The sequence below is a fragment of the Aromatoleum bremense genome, assembly GCF_017894365.1.
Classification (GTDB): Bacteria; Pseudomonadota; Gammaproteobacteria; order Burkholderiales; family Rhodocyclaceae; genus Aromatoleum; species Aromatoleum bremense.
Genome location: NZ_CP059467.1, coordinates 2,029,711 through 2,049,984, shown reverse-complemented (window position 1 = coordinate 2,049,984; position 20,274 = coordinate 2,029,711). Strand labels below are relative to the sequence as shown.

Annotated in this window: 19 protein-coding genes and 1 riboswitch; of the genes, 11 read left to right on the top strand and 8 right to left on the bottom strand. The window is 67.1% G+C overall.

The genetic code is table 11. From position 1 onward, the window contains the following. Positions 1 to 51 precede the first annotated feature (51 nt). Positions 52 to 567 (bottom strand): cytochrome b/b6 domain-containing protein, encoded by a 516-nt coding sequence (locus pbN1_RS09595; protein WP_244857227.1) that lies wholly within the window; start codon positions 565 to 567, stop codon positions 52 to 54. Between the two features lie 29 nt (positions 568 to 596). Then, a complete protein-coding gene (locus tag pbN1_RS09590) occupies positions 597 to 869 on the bottom strand; it encodes a PepSY domain-containing protein (RefSeq protein WP_169202657.1) in 273 nt (90 codons plus the stop codon). A gap of 270 nt (positions 870 to 1,139) precedes the next feature. Between pbN1_RS09590 and pbN1_RS09585 the strand changes: the two genes are divergently transcribed. Next, entirely contained in the window at positions 1,140 to 1,418 is a 279-nt protein-coding gene (locus pbN1_RS09585; RefSeq protein WP_169202658.1) for a PepSY domain-containing protein, read from the top strand. An 87-nt stretch (positions 1,419 to 1,505) separates the two neighbouring features. Then, complete coding sequence (locus tag pbN1_RS09580) at positions 1,506 to 2,825, top strand: ferredoxin reductase family protein (RefSeq protein ID WP_169202659.1); 1,320 nt, start codon at positions 1,506 to 1,508, stop codon at positions 2,823 to 2,825. A 128-nt stretch (positions 2,826 to 2,953) separates the two neighbouring features. Here pbN1_RS09580 and pbN1_RS09575 read toward each other — a convergent pair whose 3' ends face one another. Beyond that, on the bottom strand, positions 2,954 to 3,778 hold the full coding sequence (locus tag pbN1_RS09575; RefSeq protein ID WP_169202660.1) for a formate/nitrite transporter family protein: 825 nt from the start codon (positions 3,776 to 3,778) through the stop codon (positions 2,954 to 2,956). A 117-nt stretch (positions 3,779 to 3,895) separates the two neighbouring features. Continuing rightward, positions 3,896 to 7,666: a methionine synthase gene (metH, locus tag pbN1_RS09570; protein ID WP_169202661.1), complete on the bottom strand. Its 3,771-nt coding sequence runs from the start codon at positions 7,664 to 7,666 to the stop codon at positions 3,896 to 3,898. Between the two features lie 87 nt (positions 7,667 to 7,753). Next, positions 7,754 to 7,835, bottom strand: a riboswitch (S-adenosyl-L-homocysteine riboswitch). A gap of 144 nt (positions 7,836 to 7,979) precedes the next feature. Here metH and pbN1_RS09565 point away from each other — a divergent pair. The 3 genes from pbN1_RS09565 to pbN1_RS09555 all read left to right on the top strand — a co-directional run bounded on the left by pbN1_RS09565 (position 7,980) and on the right by pbN1_RS09555 (position 9,969). Beyond that, the gene (locus pbN1_RS09565) at positions 7,980 to 8,423 is read left to right on the top strand and encodes an NfeD family protein (protein WP_169202662.1); all 444 of its coding nucleotides are present in this window, start codon (positions 7,980 to 7,982) and stop codon (positions 8,421 to 8,423) included. A 13-nt stretch (positions 8,424 to 8,436) separates the two neighbouring features. Then, positions 8,437 to 9,300, top strand: coding sequence for an SPFH domain-containing protein (locus tag pbN1_RS09560; RefSeq protein ID WP_169202663.1), 864 nt, complete (start codon positions 8,437 to 8,439; stop codon positions 9,298 to 9,300). 234 nt (positions 9,301 to 9,534) lie between these two features. After that, a complete protein-coding gene (locus pbN1_RS09555; protein WP_169202664.1) occupies positions 9,535 to 9,969 on the top strand; it encodes a DUF4399 domain-containing protein in 435 nt (144 codons plus the stop codon). Positions 9,970 to 10,069: 100 nt separating this feature from the next. Here pbN1_RS09555 and bamE read toward each other — a convergent pair whose 3' ends face one another. Both bamE and pbN1_RS09545 read right to left on the bottom strand, forming a co-directional pair. Then, a complete protein-coding gene (gene bamE / locus pbN1_RS09550; protein ID WP_169202665.1) occupies positions 10,070 to 10,645 on the bottom strand; it encodes an outer membrane protein assembly factor BamE domain-containing protein in 576 nt (191 codons plus the stop codon). Further along, positions 10,646 to 11,137, bottom strand: a complete 492-nt coding sequence (locus tag pbN1_RS09545) for an outer membrane protein assembly factor BamE (RefSeq protein WP_169202666.1) — start codon at positions 11,135 to 11,137, stop codon at positions 10,646 to 10,648. 126 nt (positions 11,138 to 11,263) lie between these two features. Here pbN1_RS09545 and pbN1_RS09540 point away from each other — a divergent pair, with 126 nt between their 5' ends. The 6 genes from pbN1_RS09540 (at position 11,264) to pbN1_RS09515 (ending at position 17,383) form a co-directional block, all read left to right on the top strand. Further along, positions 11,264 to 12,376, top strand: a complete 1,113-nt coding sequence (locus pbN1_RS09540) for a branched-chain amino acid ABC transporter substrate-binding protein (RefSeq protein ID WP_169202667.1) — start codon at positions 11,264 to 11,266, stop codon at positions 12,374 to 12,376. Between the two features lie 233 nt (positions 12,377 to 12,609). Next, positions 12,610 to 13,725: a branched-chain amino acid ABC transporter substrate-binding protein gene (locus pbN1_RS09535; protein ID WP_169202668.1), complete on the top strand. Its 1,116-nt coding sequence runs from the start codon at positions 12,610 to 12,612 to the stop codon at positions 13,723 to 13,725. Between the two features lie 92 nt (positions 13,726 to 13,817). Next, the gene (locus pbN1_RS09530) at positions 13,818 to 14,750 is read left to right on the top strand and encodes a branched-chain amino acid ABC transporter permease (RefSeq protein WP_169202669.1); all 933 of its coding nucleotides are present in this window, start codon (positions 13,818 to 13,820) and stop codon (positions 14,748 to 14,750) included. A gap of 17 nt (positions 14,751 to 14,767) precedes the next feature. Continuing rightward, the gene (locus pbN1_RS09525) at positions 14,768 to 15,868 is read left to right on the top strand and encodes an ABC transporter permease subunit (protein WP_169202670.1); all 1,101 of its coding nucleotides are present in this window, start codon (positions 14,768 to 14,770) and stop codon (positions 15,866 to 15,868) included. Next, entirely contained in the window at positions 15,865 to 16,641 is a 777-nt protein-coding gene (locus pbN1_RS09520; protein ID WP_169202671.1) for an ABC transporter ATP-binding protein, read from the top strand. Before pbN1_RS09525 ends, pbN1_RS09520 begins: the two co-directional genes overlap by 4 nt. Next, complete coding sequence (locus tag pbN1_RS09515) at positions 16,631 to 17,383, top strand: ABC transporter ATP-binding protein (protein WP_169202672.1); 753 nt, start codon at positions 16,631 to 16,633, stop codon at positions 17,381 to 17,383. The genes pbN1_RS09520 and pbN1_RS09515 overlap by 11 nt, the downstream gene beginning before the upstream one ends. A gap of 23 nt (positions 17,384 to 17,406) precedes the next feature. Here pbN1_RS09515 and pbN1_RS09510 read toward each other — a convergent pair whose 3' ends face one another. Together pbN1_RS09510 and pbN1_RS09505 are read right to left on the bottom strand one after the other, a co-directional pair. Then, positions 17,407 to 18,591: a multidrug effflux MFS transporter gene (locus pbN1_RS09510; RefSeq protein ID WP_169202673.1), complete on the bottom strand. Its 1,185-nt coding sequence runs from the start codon at positions 18,589 to 18,591 to the stop codon at positions 17,407 to 17,409. Between the two features lie 145 nt (positions 18,592 to 18,736). After that, positions 18,737 to 20,230, bottom strand: a complete 1,494-nt coding sequence (locus pbN1_RS09505) for a YifB family Mg chelatase-like AAA ATPase (RefSeq protein ID WP_169202674.1) — start codon at positions 20,228 to 20,230, stop codon at positions 18,737 to 18,739. Positions 20,231 to 20,274: the final 44 nt, after the last annotated feature.

Sequence of the window (20,274 nt, the reverse complement as noted above, 5' to 3'; positions counted from 1 at the left end):
CGCGTTCTTTCGCTTGGCACTCCCGTCCCGCTTCTCGCAGGGTCCGCACGGCTATCGCCGCTTGTAGCCGGTCAGCATCGACAGGATGAGGTTTTCATGGTGGCGCACGCTTTCGAAGATCGCCGCGGCGACGTGGAGCGCAATCGCGCCGAGCGTCAGATTGACGGCGAGGCCGTGCACCTCCTCGAGAATCTCACTTCCCCACCCCCAGTCGGTCGTCATCAGCCAGCCGGTAGTGCCGATCGTTGCCACCATTGCCATCAGAAACACGACCATCACCGCGGCTGCCGGATTGTGCCCCAGATGGCGCGGCTCGCGACCGCGCGCCAGTCGACCGACATAGTCGATCAATGTCGCCGGCCGTGGCACGAAGTCGGCAAAGCGCGCGTGGGGACTACCGACGAATCCCCACACGATGCGGAACGCAATCAATGCGAGCGCGAAGTATCCTGCCCACTGGTGAGGAGACTCGGCGTCCTCGGAGGTGAGATAGGCGGCCGTCACCGCAGCGACCAATCCCCAGTGAAAAATGCGCACCGGGCGATCCCATACTCTGATCTTTTCCATGGCCATCGTGGCCTCCTCTGGCATCGCGCTTACCCGCGCTTCTCTTTGACCACGCTGCCGTCGATCGGGCTGAAGTAGATCTCGACCTTCTTGCCGTCCTTGTCCTTGCCATAGATTTCGTAGCAGTTGCCGTCCGTCGTCTTGAACTTGTCGACGGTATAGCCCTGTTCGGCGATCTTCTGTTTCATCGCTCCCTCGGACATCCAGTCCGATTTCGGCTTGTCGGTGCACTGCGGGCCGGCGAAGGCAACGGCGCTCAGCGTCAGGCCGGCGACGGCAAGCAAGGCGTTCAGGGTTCTCATCGGGATTCTCCTAGTTGGTTTGCATGCCCCATCGGCACAGGACGCATTCTGTCGTACCGAACCTGAACCGCCGCTTAACGAGCATGGAGGAACGAGGCGTGCCGTGTATCCGTACCTGTCAGTGCCCATCCTGGATGCACGGATCGCCCTTGCCCGTGAGTTGTTGGCCATCTCCGATTCCGCCGCGACTGAGTCGCTCGTTCAGCTTTTATTCATCTCCGTTTCCACAGAATGGATTCCATGCCATCCCGGCATGAAAGGAGAACAGTCATGAAACTTCGTCATCTCATCGTCGCCGCTTCCAGCGTGCTGGTTGGCACCACCGCGTTCGCCGGCCCGACGTGCACCGAAACCCCGGAAAGCAGCTGGATGCCGCAAACGACCATGCTCAGGAAGCTCGTCGACGCCGGCTACACGCTCGAGCGCTTCCAGATCACGAAGGGGAATTGCTATGAGCTATATGGCACGGACAAGGACGGCAACAAGGTCGAGATCTACCACAACCCGGTCGACGGCAGTGTCGTCGAGGCTAAGACGAAGAAGTCTTGAGCCAAGGCTATGTACGGTCTGAGCGTCATCCATCACCTGAGCTGATTGCTCAGATTGCCAGCCATTCCCCCCCGTCGGAGAACGCGCATGATTCCCACACTGACTGCATTGATCGCCCTTGTTGCCGGAGCCTGGGGCTGGGACCTTGCCGTGAACGGTGCGGGCTCGGGATCAGTGCCCTGGGTCGTCTACGAACAGGGGCTCTACCTGAGCGGCCTGCTCGCGATTGCATTGATGTCGCTGGCGATGGTGATGGCGACGCGACCGCCCGGGGTCGAGCGCCTGCTCGGGGGCATGGACCGCGCTTATCGACTGCACAAGTGGGCGGGCATTCTGGCCGCCGGCTTCGCCTCATTGCATTGGCTGCTCGAGATGTCCGACGACGTGATCGAAAAGTGGTACGGCGAAGCCGGCCGCGGGGCTGACGACAACGTCTCGGGCGTGCTCGATACGCTCCGGGATGCCGGGGAGGAGCTCGGCGAATTCGCGATCTACCTCGTTCTCGCGATGATCATCCTCGCGCTATGGAAGCGCTTTCCGTACAAATTCTGGCGACACATTCACCGCGCGATGCCGGTGCTGTATCTGATGCTCGCATTCCATGCCGCCGTGCTGGCGCCGACGGCTTACTGGAGCGAGCCGGCCGGGTTGCTGCTTGCAGTGGCATTATCGGCCGGCACGGTTGCCGCCGTCTGGTCCCTGGCCGGGCGCATCGGCCGCGGTCGGCAGGCGCGTGGCATCGTGACCGCGGTGTCATCGCCTGCGGCGGAGGTGACCGAAGTGGTGTGTCGCCTCGACGGGAATTGGCGCGGACACCAGGCGGGGCAGTTCGCGTTCGTGACCTTCAATCGCATCGAGGGCGCGCATCCCTTCACGATCGCCAGCGCCGACCAGGGCGACCGCAGCGTGGGGTTCCAGATCAAGGCGCTGGGTGACTACACGCGTGAGCTCTCGCGCCGCATCGCAGTCGGCCAGGCCGTCACCGTCGAGGGCCCGTATGGGCGCTTCGAACTGGCGCGTCAGGACCGCAAGGCGAGGCAGATCTGGGTCGCCGGGGGAATCGGCATCACGCCTTTCCTCGCCTGGCTCGACGCGCTTCGGGCAAGTCCCGCCGCAGCGCCGCTCGCCGACCTGCACTACTGCACCCGCGCCGGCGCGGACGATCCTTTCGTCGGGCGACTGGAAACGCTGTGCCAAGACCTGCCATCGGTCACACTGCATGTTCACGATACCGCTCGGCATGGCGCGCTGACTGCGGAAAGGCTGGCGACCTTGCATGATTGCCGACAGCGCGCCGAAGTGTGGTTCTGCGGCCCGCGGGCGTTTGCCGAGCAGCTTCGGAGCGGTCTCGCGCGGGCGTGGCGCGGGCGCTTGCGCTTCCATCAGGAAGCATTCGACATGCGTTGAAGCGCGCGCGAAGCGGCTCACTGACTGCGGAATGCTTCGCGCCTTGGCCCCAGCGAGGCGCGATGCCGCCCGGCCGCAATGCGAGCCGCTCAAGCGGGAGCGCGCTGCGCTTTTCCGCACTACGCGGGCTACGACGACGGGCCATCCCGCGGCGAGCCGTTCCTCAGATAGGCGAGCCAGTACACACCGGCGACGAGCAGCGTGCCGCCGAGGATGTTGCCGGCGGTGACCGCCGCCAGGTTGCGGGCGGCGCCCGGCATCGACACGCTACCCTGCCCGTCCAGCGCGAGGCCGAACGGCAGGAAAAACCAGTTGGCGATCGAATGTTCGAAGCCGATCGCGACGAAGGCGCTGATCGGCAGCAGGATCGCGAGGAACTTGTCGGTCACGCTGTGACCGCCCATCGCGAGCCAGACCGCAAGGCACACCAGTGTGTTGCACAGGATGCCGCGCACGAACGCCTCGCGCAGCGGCAGGTCCGCCTTCGTTCGGGCGATCTGCAGCGCGGTCTCGCCGACCGTGCCGCCGCCGAGCGCAGCGCTGTCGGCCCAGACGACGAGCAGCACCGTACCGAGACAGCCGACGACGTTACCGAGATAAGCGAGGCACCAGTTCCTCAACACGTCGCGCGCGCTGATCATGCCGCTCGCCCACGCCATCGCGAGGAGGTTGTTGCCGGTGAAGAGTTCCGCGCCGCCGATCACGACGAGGACCAGACCGAGGCAGAAACTCAGACCGCCGAGCAAGCGCGTGACACCGAAGCCGAGGTTGCTGCCGGTCACGACGATCGTGAAGAAGAGCGCGCCGAGCGAAATGAACGCGCCGGCGAGCACCGCGAGCACGAGAATTGTCAGCGCGTCCGCGCGGGCCTTCACGACCCCGAGCGCCTCGACCCGTCGCGCGATCTCGCGCGGTTGGTAGGCGTCGCCGAACAGCAAATGTTCTTTCGTCATCTGTAATGCACCTGTCGAGGTGAAAACATGCGATGCGGGCGATGCCGGCCGGATGCGGGGTTCGCTAAAACATCCCGGACGCGTTCGTTCTCGCCGCAGCCGGCTGTGACACGGGACTCACAGCAGCGGCGCGAGCCAGCGCGCGGCGGCGTCGACCGTCATGCCGGTGCGCTGCGCCCAGTCCTCGAGCTGGTCGCGACCGATCTTCGGGATCGCGAAATAACGGGCGTCCGGGTGCGCGAAATAGAAGCCGCTGACGGAGGCCGCCGGACTCATCGCGAAGGATTCGGTCAGCGCCATGCCGGCGTTCCTCGGCGCATCGAGCAGCTCGAACAGTGCGGCCTTGACGGTGTGGTCCGGGCACGCCGGGTAGCCCGGCGCCGGGCGGATGCCGCGATATTGCTCGCGGATCAGCGCGTCGTTGTCGAGCGCCTCGTCGGCGGCATAGCCCCAGAACTCCCTGCGCACGCGCGCATGCAGCCACTCGGCGCAGGCTTCGGCGAGCCGGTCGGCGAGGCTTTTGAGCATGATCGCGTGATAGTCGTCGTGCACGGCGTGGAAGTCGGCGAGCCTCTTCTCGATGCCGATGCCGGCGGTGACCGCGAACGCGCCGGCGTAATCGGCAACGCCCGAATCCTTCGGCGCGACAAAATCCGCGAGGCAGTAATGCGGCTTGTCCGCCGGGCGTTCGTGCTGCTGGCGCAGGCCGTGCCACATCATCAGCGCCGCCGAGCGCGTCTCGTCACCGTAGAACGCGATGTCGTCGCCGAGGCTGTTCGCCGGGAACAGGCCGAACACGGCGCGCACCTGCAACCAGCTTTCGGCGATGACGCGCTCGAGCAGCGCCCGGCCATCGGCAAACACGCTGCGCGCGGTCTCGCCGACGAGCTCGTCGTCGAGGATCTTCGGGTAGCTGCCGGCGAGGTCCCAGGTCTGGAAGAACGGCCCCCAGTCGATGAACGGGACAAGCTCGGCGAGCGGCACGTCGAGTGCGTGCACGCCGAACGTGTTCGGCTTCGGCGGCAGATAGCCCGCACCCGCCTTCGCTTCGCGGACTTCGCCGGGCTCGTCGCCCGCCGCGGCCGGAACGGCTGCCCAGTCGGTGCGAAACGCGTTCGCGCGCGCCGCTTCCAGGCTCACAAGCTGCACACCCTTCTTGTTCGCGTGCTGCGCGCGGATCTTGTCGTAGTCGGCGGCGAGCTGCGTCTTGAAGTCCGCGGCGCCACCTTCGGACAGCAGCGCGGTGACGACGCCGACCGCGCGCGACGCGTCCGGCACATACACGACCGGGCCGTTGTAGTGCGGCGCGATCTTGATCGCGGTGTGCGCGCGGCTCGTCGTAGCACCCCCGATCAGGAGCGGCAACGGCATGCCGTCGGCGAAGCCCTGGCGCTGCATTTCGGCGGCGACGTGGCTCATCTCCTCGAGCGACGGCGTGATCAGCCCCGACAGGCCGATCGCCTGGGCGCCGTGCTCGCGCGCGGCGTTCAGGATCTTCTCCGCCGGCACCATCACGCCGAGGTCGATGATTTCGTAGCCGTTGCAACCGAGCACGACGCCGACGATGTTCTTGCCGATGTCGTGCACGTCGCCCTTGACGGTCGCGACAACGATGCGGCCTTTCGACGTCGCGCCGGTCCTGAGCTTCTCGGCTTCGATGTACGGGATCAGGTGCGCGACCGCCTGCTTCATCACGCGCGCGGATTTCACGACCTGCGGCAGGAACATCTTGCCGGCGCCGAAGAGGTCGCCGACGACGTTCATGCCGGCCATCAGCGGGCCTTCGATGACCGACAACGGCGGGCGGCCTTCGGCTTCGAGCTTCGCGCGCACTTCCTCGGTGTCGGCGACGACGAAGTCGGTGATGCCTTTGACGAGCGCGTGCGACAGCCGCTCCTCGACCGGCAGCGCGCGCCACGCGAGGTCCGGCCCGGCGTTCTTCGCCCGGCCTTCCTTGACGCTCTGCGCCGCCTCGACGAGCGCCTCGCCGGCGCCCGCATGCCTGTTCAGCACGACGTCCTCGACCTTGTCGCGCAGCACCGGATCCAGGTCGTCATAGACGCCCAGCTGCCCGGCGTTGACGATGCCCATCGACAGGCCGGCACGGATCGCGTGGTACAGGAACACCGTGTGGATCGCCTCGCGCACCGCGTCGTTGCCGCGGAAGCTGAAACTGACGTTCGACACGCCGCCGGACGTCTTGGCAAAAGGCAGGTTCGCCTTGATCCACGCGACCGCGTTGATGAAATCGACGGCGTAGTTGTCGTGCTCCTCGATGCCGGTCGCGATGGCGAAGATGTTCGGATCGAAGATGATGTCTTCGGGCGGAAAGCCGATGCCGGTGAGCAGTTCGTACGCGCGGGCGCAGATGCCCGTCTTGCGCTCGAACGTGTCGGCCTGGCCCCGCTCGTCGAAGGCCATGACGATGACCGCGGCGCCGTACTGGCGGCACAGCCGCGCCTGGCGCAGGAACTCGGCTTCGCCCTCCTTCATCGAAATCGAATTGACGACGCCCTTGCCCTGGATGCACTTCAGGCCCGCCTCGATGACGCTCCACTTCGACGAGTCGAGCATGATCGGCACGCGCGAAATGTCCGGCTCGGACGCGATGAGCTTGAGGAAGCGCTCCATCGCCGCCAGCGAGTCGAGCATCGCCTCGTCCATGTTGATGTCGATGACCTGCGCGCCGTTGTCGACCTGCTGGCGTGCGACCGCGAGCGCGTCGTCGAAGCGGCCTTCGAGGATCATCCGCGCGAAGGCTTTCGAACCGGTGACGTTGGTGCGCTCGCCGACGTTCACGAACAGGCTGTCGGCGCCGACGTTGAAGGGCTCGAGGCCGGACAGGCGCAGCTTCTTCTCGAGCACCGGCACCGCGCGCGGCGCGAGACCGGAAACGATGTCGGCGATCGCCTTGATGTGCGCCGGCGTCGTGCCGCAGCAGCCGCCGACGATGTTGACGAGCCCCGATTGGGCCCATTCGCGGATGTCGCGCGCGAGATGTTCCGGCGTCTCGTCGTAGCCGGTCGGCGACAGCGGATTCGGCAGGCCGGCGTTCGGGTGCGCCGAGACGTGCGTGTCGCAGAGGTTCGACAGTTCCTCGACGTACTGGCGCAGTTCCTTCGCGCCGAGCGCGCAGTTCAGGCCGAACGAGATCGGCCGCGCGTGCGCGAGCGAGTTCCAGAACGCTTCCGCGGTCTGGCCCGACAGCGTGCGCCCCGACGCGTCGGTGATCGTGCCGGAGATCATCACCGGCACGCGGTTGCCCCCTTCGCAGACGAGTTCCGCGAACAGCTTCTCGACGGCGAAGATCGCCGCCTTTGCGTTCAGGGTGTCGAAGATCGTCTCGATCAGCAGCAGGTCCGCACCGCCTTCGAGCAGACCGCGCGCCGAGTCGTAATAGTCGTCGACGAGCGCTTCGAACGTGACGTTGCGAAAGCCCGGATCATTGACGTCGGGCGAGATCGACAGCGTGCGCGACGTCGGCCCGAGCACGCCGGCGCAGAAGCGCGGCTTTTCGGGGTTCTGCGCCGTGTACTTGTCGCACAGCTCGCGCACCAACCGCGCGCCGGCGACGTTGATCTCGTACGCGCAATCGCCAAGACCGTATTCGGCCTGCGACACGCGGGTGCCGTTGAAGGTGTTCGTTTCGATGATGTCCGCGCCGGCGTCGAGATAGGCGCGATGGATGCCGGCAACGACGTCCGGGCGCGTCAGCACCAGCAGGTCGTTGTTGCCCTTCAGGTCCTTCGGGTGGTCGCGGAACCTTTCGCCGCGATAATCCGGTTCGCCGAGCTTGTGCTGCTGGATCATCGTGCCCATCGCCCCGTCGAGGATCAGGATGCGGCGGGAAAGAAGATCGCGGAGTTCTTCGGTACGGTCGGCTTGCATGGTTCTACCTCGCTCGTGCGGTTCAGGCACCGGGCAGAAGCCGCAAAAAGCGCGCAAAAGCAAACGGCGCGGCAAACCCCGGTGGGTGGTTTGCGAGCGCCGTTGTTCGGTTGCTGAGCCTGGCCCCGGCAGTCACAGCCCGTCGCGGGTCGCAGCGCTCCTCAGCAAGGGAGTAATTTTAGGGAATTTGCCGCGGCGTGCCAAGGCAGCTCATGAGCGGATGCCACCTGACCGGTGGCCACGTCGTCGATCCGGATCACGCCGGCGCACATGCCCGCCACATCCCGTTACAATCGCCGCAAAGGAGGGCGCCATGAATATCGAATGGTGGCAGTGGGCGGTCGCAGGCATCGTGCTGATTCTCGCCGAACTGGCGATCCCGTCCTTCTTCGTGATCTGGTTCGGCGTCGCCGCCCTCGTGATGGCGCTCGTCGTGCTCGCCGCGCCGGCGCTCACGCTTACGACCCAGCTCGCGCTGTGGACCGCGCTCTCGCTCGCGATGGTCGCGCTGTGGTTCCGCGTGTTCAAGCCCGGCTTTCACAAGACCCGCATCGGCACCTCCGCCGGCGAGGTCATCGGCGAGGTCGGCCTGCTCGTCGGCGCGGTTGCGCCGTTCCAGCGCGGCCGGGTGCGCTTCCAGCGCCCGGTGCTGGGCGCCGAGGAATGGGTATGCCTCGCCGAGAGCGAGATTCCCGCCGGCGAGCGCGTGCGCGTCGTCGCGGTCGAAGGCAGTTTCCTGAAAGTCGTCAAAGCCTGAGCAAGGGGGTTCCATGAGCGAAGGGTTCATCGTCGTCGTCGCAGTCCTGATCTTCGTCGTCGTCACGCTCGCGAAAGGCGTGCGCATCCTGCCGCAGGGCGAGGAATGGATCGTCGAGCGCCTCGGCAAGTACCACGGCACGCTGAAACCCGGCCTCAACGTCATCATTCCTTACCTCGACAAGGTGGCCTACAAGCTCGTCACCAAGGACATCATCCTCGACGTGCAGGAGCAGGAGGTCATCACGCGCGACAACGCGGTGATCCTCACCAACGCGATTGCGTTCATCAAGGTCACCGACCCGGTCAAGGCGGTGTATGGCGTCACGGACTTCGCCGAGGCGATCCGCAACCTGATCATGACGACGCTGCGCTCGATCGTCGGCGAAATGGAGCTCGACGCCGCGCTGTCGTCGCGCGACAAGATCAAGGCGCGGCTGCGCGAGAGCATCGCCGACGAAGCCGTCGACTGGGGCCTCACCGTCAAGTCGGTCGAGATCCAGGACATCAAGCCATCCGCATCGATGCAGCGCGCGATGGAACTGCAGGCCGCCGCCGAGCGCGAGAGGAAAGCCGCGGTGACCAAGGCCGAAGGCGCGAAGCAGGCCGCGATCCTCGAAGCCGAGGCGCGCCTCGAATCGGCGAAACGCGACGCCGACGCCCAAGTGATGCTCGCCGAAGCTTCCGCCGAAGCGATCCGCCGCGTCGCCGCCGCGATCGGCGACCAGCCCGGGCCGATGATGTACATACTCGGCGAGAAATACATCGCCGCGATCGAGCGCATGGGTTCGGCCGACAGTGCCAAGCTCGTCGTGCTGCCGGCCGACCTGCAGGAGACTGTGCGCGGCCTGCTCGCGCGCGGCAAGCTCGCGGTGTAGTGGCAGCCGTCCCTTTGCTGGCATAGCTGACAACCGGTAATGACCATCCGGTCGTAACAGGTCAACACCGGCGATCCGGTCACGGTAGCGTTCAAGAAGCGGTGCGTTCATCGCACCACTTCGCGTCACTGAGCGCTGGCACTTTAACCCGCAGCGGTACTGAATCGGCCGCGAAATCCGCACTGCCCGGGTCTAGGATGAAATCCCCTGCAGGTGAACCAACGGAGAGCCGATATGAAAAAAATTCTTTCCCTTGCCGTCCTTGCTGCTGCCGCGATCTTGTCGCCGCTCGCGACGGCGGCCGGTCGCGTCTATTTCATCGAGCCCGCCGACAGTGCGGCGGTGCCCCAGGAATTCACGGTAAAGATGGGCGTCGAGGGCATACGCGTGCAACCCGCGGGCCAGCTCGCCGAGGGCTCCGGGCATCATCACCTGATTGTCGATGGCAAGCCGATCGAAGCCGGCAAACCGGTGCCGACCGATGCGACGCACCTGCATTTCGGCAAGGGCCAGACGGAAACCACGCTCAAGCTCGCCCCCGGAAAGCACACGCTCACGCTCCAGTTCGCCGACGGCCTGCACCAGTCGTACGGCCCCGGCCTCAGCGCTACGATCAGCGTCCAGGTGAATAGCCCCGTGGCCGCCGCACCGGCAGTGCTCGAACCGTAAAACGTCGCGTGGCAGCGGACCGCCGGCGCGCGGGGCGAAAAGCGTCAGCCGGTCGGTTCGGCCGCCTTCACCAGTCCGCCCGGAGCAACGGTCCGCGGCCTCACCACGGGTAGCCGTGCCATCCGAAGCCCCAGTAGGGCGACCAATATGAAAACGGGTAGCCGTACGGGTAGCGATAGGAATACGGGTACCAGTGGCCGAACACCATGCCGTCGCGGGGATAGACGTAGGTGCGGCTCGTGCGCACGACCCTGCCATCGATGAAATGCACGTTGAACAGCGTCGCGACGCCCGGGCCGTCGTTGTACACGTTCCAGTCCCACACCTCCTCGCCGCTGAGCTTGAACACCTGCACCGAGCGGTGCGTGCCGAGCAGGCGCGACACTTCGTCCTGCGTCATGCCCGGCTTGACCCGGGTGAGATTCTCGTCGGAGAGCGCGTCGTACTGGTCGATCACGACGCCGCTCGCGTCGACGGTCACCATCAGCGTGCGATGTCCGTACGGCTGCGTGGAGTATTCCAGCGTCGTTGTGCCATCGCCGTTGTCCCAGCGCTGGGTCGGTTCGCCGTGCACGGCCAGCGCCTCGGCTTCGGTCGTCAGCGGAGGCGGCGGGGCGAAGGCCGCGCAGCCGGAGAGGATCAGCAGCGCGAGCATGGTGAGGATGCGGCAGGCCATTCAGCCTCCTCGATATTCGGTGTTTCGGCTCGTCTTCGCGACGCGCCCGTCGCTGTTGAAATGGACCGTGAAGAATGTCGGATCGCTCGCAGGCGGCGGAGGCTCGATGCGCCAGTTCCACACGGTTTCCTTGCCCAGCTCGAAGTACTGGCGCGACGCCGGCTTGCCCAGCACGCGGCGCACTTCGTCGCCGGTCATGCCGCGTTGGATGCGCGCGAAGCCCGTTTCGTTCAACACCTGGTCGATGCTGCGCAGTACGTTATCGGCGCCGATCGTGATCATGTAGCACTTCGTGCCCTCGGGCTGGCGCGAATATTCCCACGTCACCGAGCCGTCGTCGTTCTTCCACTCCATGCCGGGAGGGCCGAAGCGGTCGCGCACATCCATCGCCGTGGACACCCCGGGCTTGAGTTCCTGCAAGTTGAAATAGTCGCACGCGGGCAGGCCGATGGCCGCGAGCACGCTGCACAGAAGCAGGAAAAGGCGCTTCATGGACTGGTTTCTCCCCGATGCCGGACGGCTCCGATGGCTATCGTGCCGTGGGCTAGAATCGCATCATGCCGGCGTGCGAATCAAGTCGCTGCCGCTGGTGACCTGCATCCATCCGGGAGGAGCCTCATGAAAAGGACATTGCTCGCACTCGCACTGGTCGGCTTCGGTTGGTCGGCCCACGCCCAGACGTTAGTGAAGATCGGCCACGCCGGGCCGCTGACGGGCCCCATCTCCCACATCGGCAAGGACGGCGAAAATGGTGCGCGCCTGGCGGTCGAAGACGCCAATGCGAAGGGCATCACGATCGGCGGCCGGAAGGTGCAGTTCGAACTCGTCGGCGAGGACGACCAGGCCGACCCGCGCGTTGCGACGACGGTTGCGCAGCGCCTCACCGACGCCGACGTCAAGGGCGTCGTCGGCCACGTCACGTCGGGGGCATCGATTCCGGCGTCGCGCATCTACGAACAGGCCGGCATACCGGTGATCACGCCGTCATCGACGAACCCGAAGCTCACGCTGCAGGGGTACGAGGTCACGTTTCGCGTCATCGCGAACGACCTGCAGCAGGGCGCTGCGATGGCCAGGCATGCGGCGCAGAACCTGCAGGTCGGCAAGGTCGCGATCATCGATGACCGCACCGCGTACGGACAGGGGCTCGCCGACGCGTTCGCCGACAGCCTGAAGCAGCAGGGCGTGCAGATCGTCGGGCGCGAATTCACCACCGACAAGGCGACTGACTTCACCGCGATCCTGACGAAAATCAAGGGCAGGCAGCCGGACGCGCTGTTCTTCGGCGGCATGGACGCGCAGGCCGCACCGATGCTGCGCCAGATGAAGCAGCTCGGCATCGGCGCGCGCTTCCTCGGCGGCGACGGCGCGTGCACCAGTGAAATGATCAAGCTCGCCGGCGACGCGATGAGCGCCGACACGTACTGCACGCAGGCGGGCATTCCGATGACGAAAATGCCCGGCGGCGCGCAGTTCAACGAGCGCTTCAAGGCGCGCTTCAAGACCGACGTGCAGCTGTATGCCCCGTACAGCTACGACGCGACGATGGCGCTGATCGAGGCGATGAAGACGGCCGGCTCGGCCGAGCCGGAGAAGTACCTGCCGACGCTGCGGAAGCTGAACATGCAGGGCATCACCGGCACCATCGCGTTCGACAAGAACGGCGACATCCGCGACGGCGGGGTCACGATGTACCGCTTCAGCAACGGCAAGTGGGAAGCGCTGAACTGAGCGCGCGACATTGACGCCACGCGGCTGCGGCGCAGCGGGGCGAAATTCCGCTGCGCGGGAGGCGGCGGACTCGCCATGCCGTCATTGCCGGGCAGTATAGTGGCGCTTTCCGCAGTGTCCGTCGCCGCAGCCGGGCGGCACGGCCGGCTTGCCGCGCGCAGCTGCCGAGGGCGCGGGTGACGGGACGCGCGGCGCATCAGCCCGGTTTTCCGATTTTCACTGGAGGGGCAAGCATGAAGAGAAGCGTTGTTGCACTCGCAGTCATGGGGCTCGGCCTGTCGCTGGCCCATGCGCAGGAAATGGCCGTCAGGCTCGGCAGCGTCGCTCCGCTGACCGGCACGATCTCCCACCTCGGCAAGGACAACGAGAACGGTGCGAGGCTCGCGATCGAGGACGCGAACGCGAAAGGCGTGACGATCGCCGGCAAGAAGGTCAGGTTCGAACTGCTGGGCGAGGACGACCAGGCCGACCCGCGCACCGGCACGACCGTCGCGCAGCGCCTCGTCGATGCCGACGTCAAGGGCGTCATCGGCCACCTGAACTCGGGCACGACGATTCCCGCGTCGCGCATCTACAACCAGGCCGGCGTGCCGATGGTGTCGCCGTCGGCGACGAACCCGACGCTGACCCGCCAGGGCTACCCGGGCGTGTTCCGCACGATCGCCAATGACGTGCAGCAGGGGGGCATGCTCGGCAAGTTCATCGTCGGCTCGCTCGGCGCGAAGACGGTCGCGATCATCGACGACCGCACCGCGTACGGCCAGGGTCTCGCCGACGAGACCGACAAGGCAGTCAAGGCGGCCGGTGGCAAGGTCGTCGCACGCGAATTCACGACCGACAAGGCGACCGATTTCAACGCGATCCTGACCAAGATCCGCGGCGTCAAGCCGGACGCGATCTTCTTCGGCGGCATGGATGCGCAGGCCGGCCCGATGCTGCGCCAGTTGAAGCAGCTCGGCATCGACGCGAAGTTCGTCACCGGCGACGGCGGCTGCAGCCCGGAGATGATCAAGCTCGCCGGCGACGCGATCAACGCCACCACCTACTGCTCGATGCCCGGCCTGGCGATCGACAAGATGCCGGGCGGGCCGGAGTTCCGCACCCGCTACAAGGCACGCTTCAACACCGACGTGCAGATCTATTCGCCGTACGCCTACGACGCCGCGACGGCGATCATCCGCGCGATGCAGGCGGCCGATTCGGCCGAGCCGTCGAAGTACCTGCCGGCGCTGAAGAAATCGAACTTCCAGGGCGTCATCGGCACGGTCGCGTTCGACGACAAGGGCGACATCAAGGAAGGCGCGGTGACGATGTACCAGTACAGGAACGGCGCGTGGTCGCCGATGTGAGCTTCGCCGGGACGTGACGGCGCACGGGCGCAACCGGGGCGCGACAGAAGGTGATCGCGCTCCGGAGTCGCCCCCGCATCACAAGGGTAACGATGGAAATCTTCCTGCAGCAGCTGGTCAACGGCCTGGTCGTCGGCAGTGTCTATGCGCTCGTCGCGCTCGGCTACACGATGGTCTATGGCATCCTCGGGCTGATCAACTTCGCCCACGGCGACCTCGTCATGGTCGGCGCGATGACCGCGCTGCAGACGATGCTGTTCCTGATGGGCGCCGCGCCCGGGATGTCGCCGCTGGCGATGCTGACGCTGTCGCTCGCCGTCGCGATTCCCGTATGCATGCTTCTCGGCTACACGATGGAACGTCTCGCCTACCGGCGGCTGCGCAACGCCCCGCGGCTGGCGCCGTTGATCACCGCGATCGGCATGTCGTTCCTGCTGCAGACGATCGCGATGATCCTGTGGGGACGCAACTACCACACTTTCCCGCAGCTCATCTCGACCGTGCCGCTGCAGCCGGTCGCGGGCGTGTTCGTCACACCGATCCAGGTGACGATCGTCGTCGGCTCGGCGCTCATCATGGCCGCGCTGATCGTGCTCGTGACGAAGACCCGGCTCGGCCGGGCGATGCGCGCGACGGCCGAGAACCACCGCGTCGCGGCGCTGATGGGCGTCGACACGAACCTCATCATCGCGCTGACTTTCGTCATCGACGCGGCGCTCGCCGCAGTTGCGGGCGTGATGTACGCGAGCAACTACGGCATCGCGCACTACGGCATGGGTTTCATGCCGGGGCTGAAGGCCTTCACCGCCGCGGTGCTCGGCGGCATCGGCAACCTCGGCGGCGCGATGCTCGGCGGCATCGTGCTCGGCCTCGTCGAATCCTTCGGCGCCGGCTACATCGAGCACATGACGTTCGGCCTGCTGAATTCGTCCTACCAGGACATCTTCGCGTTCATCATCCTCGGCCTCGTGCTCATCTTCCGCCCCACCGGCCTGCTCGGTGAACGCGTGTCCGACCGCGCCTGAACGGGGAACGCCGAACCATGAACGAGCTCGCTTCGGCCGTCCCCTGGCTCGGCCGCCGCAACCCGCAGGCGGCGCGCTGGCTGATCATCATCGTCGCGATCGCCGCGCCGCTCGTCGCGGTGCTGTTCGGCCGCACCTGGGTGCGCGTGCTCGACTTCGCGCTGCTGTACGTGATGCTCGCGCTCGGCCTGAACCTCGTCGTCGGCTTCGCCGGCCTCCTCGACCTCGGCTACATCGCGTTCTACGCGGTCGGCGCGTACACCGCCGCCTTCCTCGCGTCGCCGCATTTCGGTGTGCACCTGCCGTTCTGGATCGTGCTGCCGGTCGCCGCCGGCTGCGCCGCGCTGGCCGGGATCATGCTCGGCTTTCCGGTGCTGCGGCTGCGCGGCGACTACCTCGCGATCGTCACGCTCGGCTTCGGCGAGATCGTGCGCATCTTCCTCAACAACCTGAACTATCCGGTCAACATCACGAACGGGCCGCAGGGCATCAACGCGCTCGACCCGCTCGTGTTGTTCGGCTGGGACCTGTCGCGCAACCTCGATATCACCGAAAACCTGTCGATCAACTCGCTGTTCCTGTACTACTACTTCTTCCTCGCGTGCGTCGCCGGGTCGATCGTGTTCATCCAGCGCCTGCAGGTGTCGCGCGTCGGGCGCGCGTGGGCGGCAATGCGCGACGACGAGCTCGCCGCCAAGGCGATCGGCATCAACACGCGCAATCTCAAGCTGCTCGCGTTCTCGCTCGGCGCGACTTTCGGCGGTGTCGCAGGCGGACTCTTCGGTGCGTTCCAGGGCTTCGTGTCGCCCGAATCCTTCTCGCTGATGGAGTCGATCGCGGTGCTGACGATGGTGGTGTTCGGCGGCATGGGCAACGTCGCCGGCGCGATCGCAGGCGCCTTGATCCTGTCGGCGCTGCCCGAGATCCTGCGCCACCTCGCGCTGCCGGTGCAGCAGACGCTGTTCGGCACCGTGCTGCTCGACCCCGAGGTGCTGCGCATGCTGCTCTTGTCGCTGGCGATGATCCTGATGATGCTGCTCAAGCCCGCCGGCCTGATCCCGGCGAACGCGCGCTACTCCCACGTCGAACACCTGAAACGCCACGGAGTGTCGCGATGATCACGCTGCTCGAAGCCCGCGGCATCGACAAGCGCTTCGGCGGCCTGAAGGCGCTGTCGGACGTGTCGCTGACGATCGGCAAGGGCGAGATCTACGGCCTGATCGGGCCGAACGGCGCCGGCAAGACGACGCTCTTCAACGTGCTGAGCGGCGCGTACGCGCCCGACCGCGGCGAGTTCGTGTTCAACGGCGCGGTGCTGCCTTCGGCCAAGCCGCACCTCGTCGTCGCGCAGGGCATCGCGCGCACATTCCAGAACATCCGCCTCTTTCGCGAGCTGACCGCGCTCGAGAACGTCATGGCCGGCCACCACATCCGCACGAAAGCGAGCGTCTTCGGCATCCTCGTGCAGAACCGGCACACCGTCGAGGAGGAGCGCCTGACGACCGAACGCGCGTACGAGCTGCTCAAGTACGTCGGCATCGAGCGCTTTACCACCGCGACAGCGAAGAACCTGTCGTACGGCGACCAGCGCCGCCTCGAGATCGCCCGCGCGCTCGCGACCGAGCCGCAACTGCTCGCTCTCGACGAGCCGGCCGCCGGCATGAACGCAACCGAAACCGCCCAGCTCAAGCTCTTGATCGAGCAGATCCGCCGCGACGGCATCACCGTGCTGCTGATCGAGCACGACGTGAAGCTCGTGATGGGGCTGTGCGACCGCGTCGCGGTGCTCGACTTCGGCTGCAAGATCGCCGAGGACATCCCCGCCGTCGTGCAGACCAACGAGGCTGTCATCAACGCGTACCTCGGCGGGGGCTGCCGGCATGAACACTGACCCGGCGTCGCCGCTGCTGCAGCTCGACGGCGTGCAGATCGCATACGGCGGCATCCAGGCCGTGAAGGGCATCGGCCTGCAGCTCCACCGCGGCGAGCGCGTCAGCCTGATCGGCGCGAACGGCGCGGGAAAGACGACGACGCTGAACGCGATCGCCGGCATCCTGCCGCTCGCCCGGGGCGAAATCCTCTACGAAGGCGACAGGATCGGGCAGGTGCCGGCGCACAAGCGGCTGCGCCGCGGCATCGCGCTGGTGCCCGAAGGGCGCGGCATCTTCACGCGGCTCACGGTCGAGGAAAACCTGCGCATGGGCGCGTATTCGCGCCGCGACGCCGCGGGCATCGAAGCCGACCTGGAACGCGTGTACACGATGCTGCCGCGCATCAAGGAGCGCCTCGCCCAGGTCGCCGGCACGCTGTCCGGCGGCGAGCAGCAGATGCTCGCGATCGGCCGCGCGCTGCTGTCGCGCCCCAAATTGCTGCTGCTCGACGAGCCGTCGATGGGGCTCGCGCCGCTGGTCGTCGAGAAGATCTTCGAAGTCCTCCGCTCGGTCGGCAAAGAAGGCGTGACGATCCTGCTCGTCGAGCAGAACGCGAACCTCGCGCTGGAATTCTCGCAGCGCGCGTATGTCATGGAATCGGGGCGCATCACGCTGTCGGGCAGCGGCGCGGAGCTGCTGACGGACCCGAAAGTGCGGACGGCCTATCTCGGCGAGATCGACGCCGTCGGCGAACGCGGCTGAACCCGCCCTGCGGGCGTGCCGGATCAGGCTTCCAGCCGGCGCTGCCAGGACAGGAAGCACAACAGGCCGAGCAACAGGAAGCCCGCCATGCCGGCGGCGAGCGTCAGCGGCGAGTACCACAGCAGCGGCGCGAACACCCCCGCGGTCACCGCATTGACGCCAACCTGCAAGAAGCTCTGGCAGCTCGACGCCAGCCCGCGGCGCGCGGGGAACCGGTCGAGCGCGATCAGCGTCAGGCTGGGCGTCGCCAGCGCCATGCCGATCGTGTAGATCGCGATCGGCAGCACCGACCACGGCAGGCCGGGCGTCACCAGCGCGCCGATCAGCACGTTGAGCCCTGCCGCCCCGCCCATGATCGCGAAACCGGTCGTGATCGTGCGCCCGTGATGCCAACGCCCGGCCATGCGCCCCGACAGCGCCGAACCGCACACGAGCCCGGCGACCGTCGGCACAAACATCCAGCCGAACTGCTGCGGCCCGAGGCCGAGATGGCCGATCAGGAAGGCCGGCGCGGACAGCACGTAGAGGAAGAACCCGTTGAAGTTGAACGCGACCGCCCCGGCGACGAGCAGGAACGCGCCGCTGCCGAGCACTTTCGCGTAGGCGCGGCCGAGGCTGACCGGGTGCAGCGGATGGCGCGCCGCGGCGGGCAGCGTCTCGGGCAGGTAACGCCAGGTCAGGTAAGTCAGCCCCCCGGCGAAGAGCGCGAGGAACACGAACACCGCGCGCCAGCCGGCGATCGCCAGCAGCAAGCCGCCGATGATCGGCGCGATCGCCGGCGCGATGGCGAAGATCATCATGACGCGCGACATCAGGCGCTGCGCCTGCACGCCGTCGTAGAGGTCGCGGATCACGGCGCGCCCGACGACCATCCCCGCGCCGCCGGATAGCCCCTGCAGCACGCGCCCGGCCCACAACCATTCGATCGACGGCGCCAGCGCGCACACGAGCGACGCCAGCACGAACAGCACCATCGACCCGAGGATCACGCGCCGCCGGCCGAAATGATCGGCCAGCGCGCCGTGCCACAGCACCATGAACGCAAAAGTCGCCATGTAGGCCGTCAGCGTCTGCTGCACTTCGATCGGCGTCGCCGCGAGCGAGGCGGCGATCGCCGGAAAGGCCGGCAGGTAGGTGTCGATCGAAAATGGTCCGACCGCGGCAAGCGCGGCAAGAATCGCCGCGAGCCAGGGTGAGGAAGCAGGCATCGGAATCTCTCCGGGAATCTTCTGTTTTTTCTGTTTTTCTTCGCGTCGCCGGAGCGGGCCGCGGCTTCGACCCGAGCGCAGCCTTCGCCCGCGATGCACACGCCGCCCGGCATCGGCCCGGCAGTGCAACGCGACCGGACACGCGCTAGCGCGCGTCCAGCCCGCGTCGATACTGGATCGCCTCGGCCAGATGCGCCGGACCGATGGCGGGCGCATCGGCCAGATCGGCGATCGTCCGGGCGACTTTCAGGATGCGATGATAACCCCGCGCCGACAGATTCAACCGCTCGATCGCATGGGCCAGGAGCTTGCGGCCTTCGCCGTCGGGCGCGCACAACGCGTCCACGCGGCCCGCGGACAGCCGGCTGTTCGGCTCATTCTGGCGCTCGCGCTGGCGCGCCCACGCGCGCTCGACACGTGAGCGCACCACTTCGCTCGATTCGCCGGCGGGTTGCGCGAGCATCTCGGCCTGATCGAGCAGCGGCACCTCGATGATGACGTCGATGCGATCGAGCAGCGGCCCCGACAGCTTGCCGCGGTAGCGCGCGATCTGGTCGGGCGAGCAGCGGCAACGCCCGCTGCCGGCATGGCCGCAGGGGCAGGGGTTCATCGCCGCGACGAGCTGGAAGCGGGCGGGGAATTCCGCGCGGCGCCGGGCGCGCGACACGGTCACGAGGCCGGTTTCGAGCGGTTCGCGCAGTGCCTCGAGCACGCGCCGGTCGAATTCGGGCAGCTCGTCGAGAAACAGCACGCCGTGGTGTGCGAGGCTGATCTCGCCGGGCCGCGGGTCGGCGCCGCCGCCGACGAGCGCCGGCGCGGAAGCCGAGTGGTGCGGGGCGCGATACGGCCGGCGTCCCCAGTGCCGCACGTCGAACGACCCTTCGATCGACTGGATCGCAGCACTCTCGATCGCTTCGGCCTGCTCCATGCGTGGCAGCAGCCCGGGCAGGCGCCGCGCGAGCATCGACTTGCCGGTCCCCGGCGGCCCGAACAGCAGCAACGAATGCTGGCCGGCCGCCGCGACTTCGAGCGCCCGGCGCGCCTGGAGCTGCCCCTTGACCTCGGCGAGATCGGCATCGGGCGGCCCGCCCCGGCCACGCAGCGGGGGCGGGTGGCGCGGCAGCGCGGCGTGCCCGTTCAGGTGCCCGCACACCGCGAGCAGGCTCGCCGCGGCCAGCACGCTCGCGCCCTCCGCGAGCGCCGCCTCGTCCGCATTGGCGACCGGCAGCACCAGCGCCCGCCCTTCGCGGGCGGTTTCGAGTGCGACCGCGAGCGCGCCGCGCACCGGCCGCAGTGCGCCGTTGAGCGACAGCTCGCCGACGAACTCGTGTCGCGAAAGCGCGCCCGCATCGATCTGGCCGGATGCCGCGAGGATGCCCAGCGCGATCGGCAGGTCGAAGCGCCCGCCCTCTTTCGGCAGGTCGGCGGGGGCGAGGTTGACGGTGATGCGGCGCTGCGGGAACTCGAACTGCGACGTGACGATCGCGGCCCGCACGCGATCGCGCGCCTCGCGCACTTCGGTATCGGCGAGCCCGACGAGGTTGAAAGCGGGCAGACCATTGGCGAGGTGGACTTCGACCGTCACTTCCGGTGCGGCGAGGCCGACCAGCGCGCGGGTACGTACGAGAGCCAGCGACATCGAAGTCTCCGGGATGGACTGGGAGCAGTCTACCCTACCGGAGA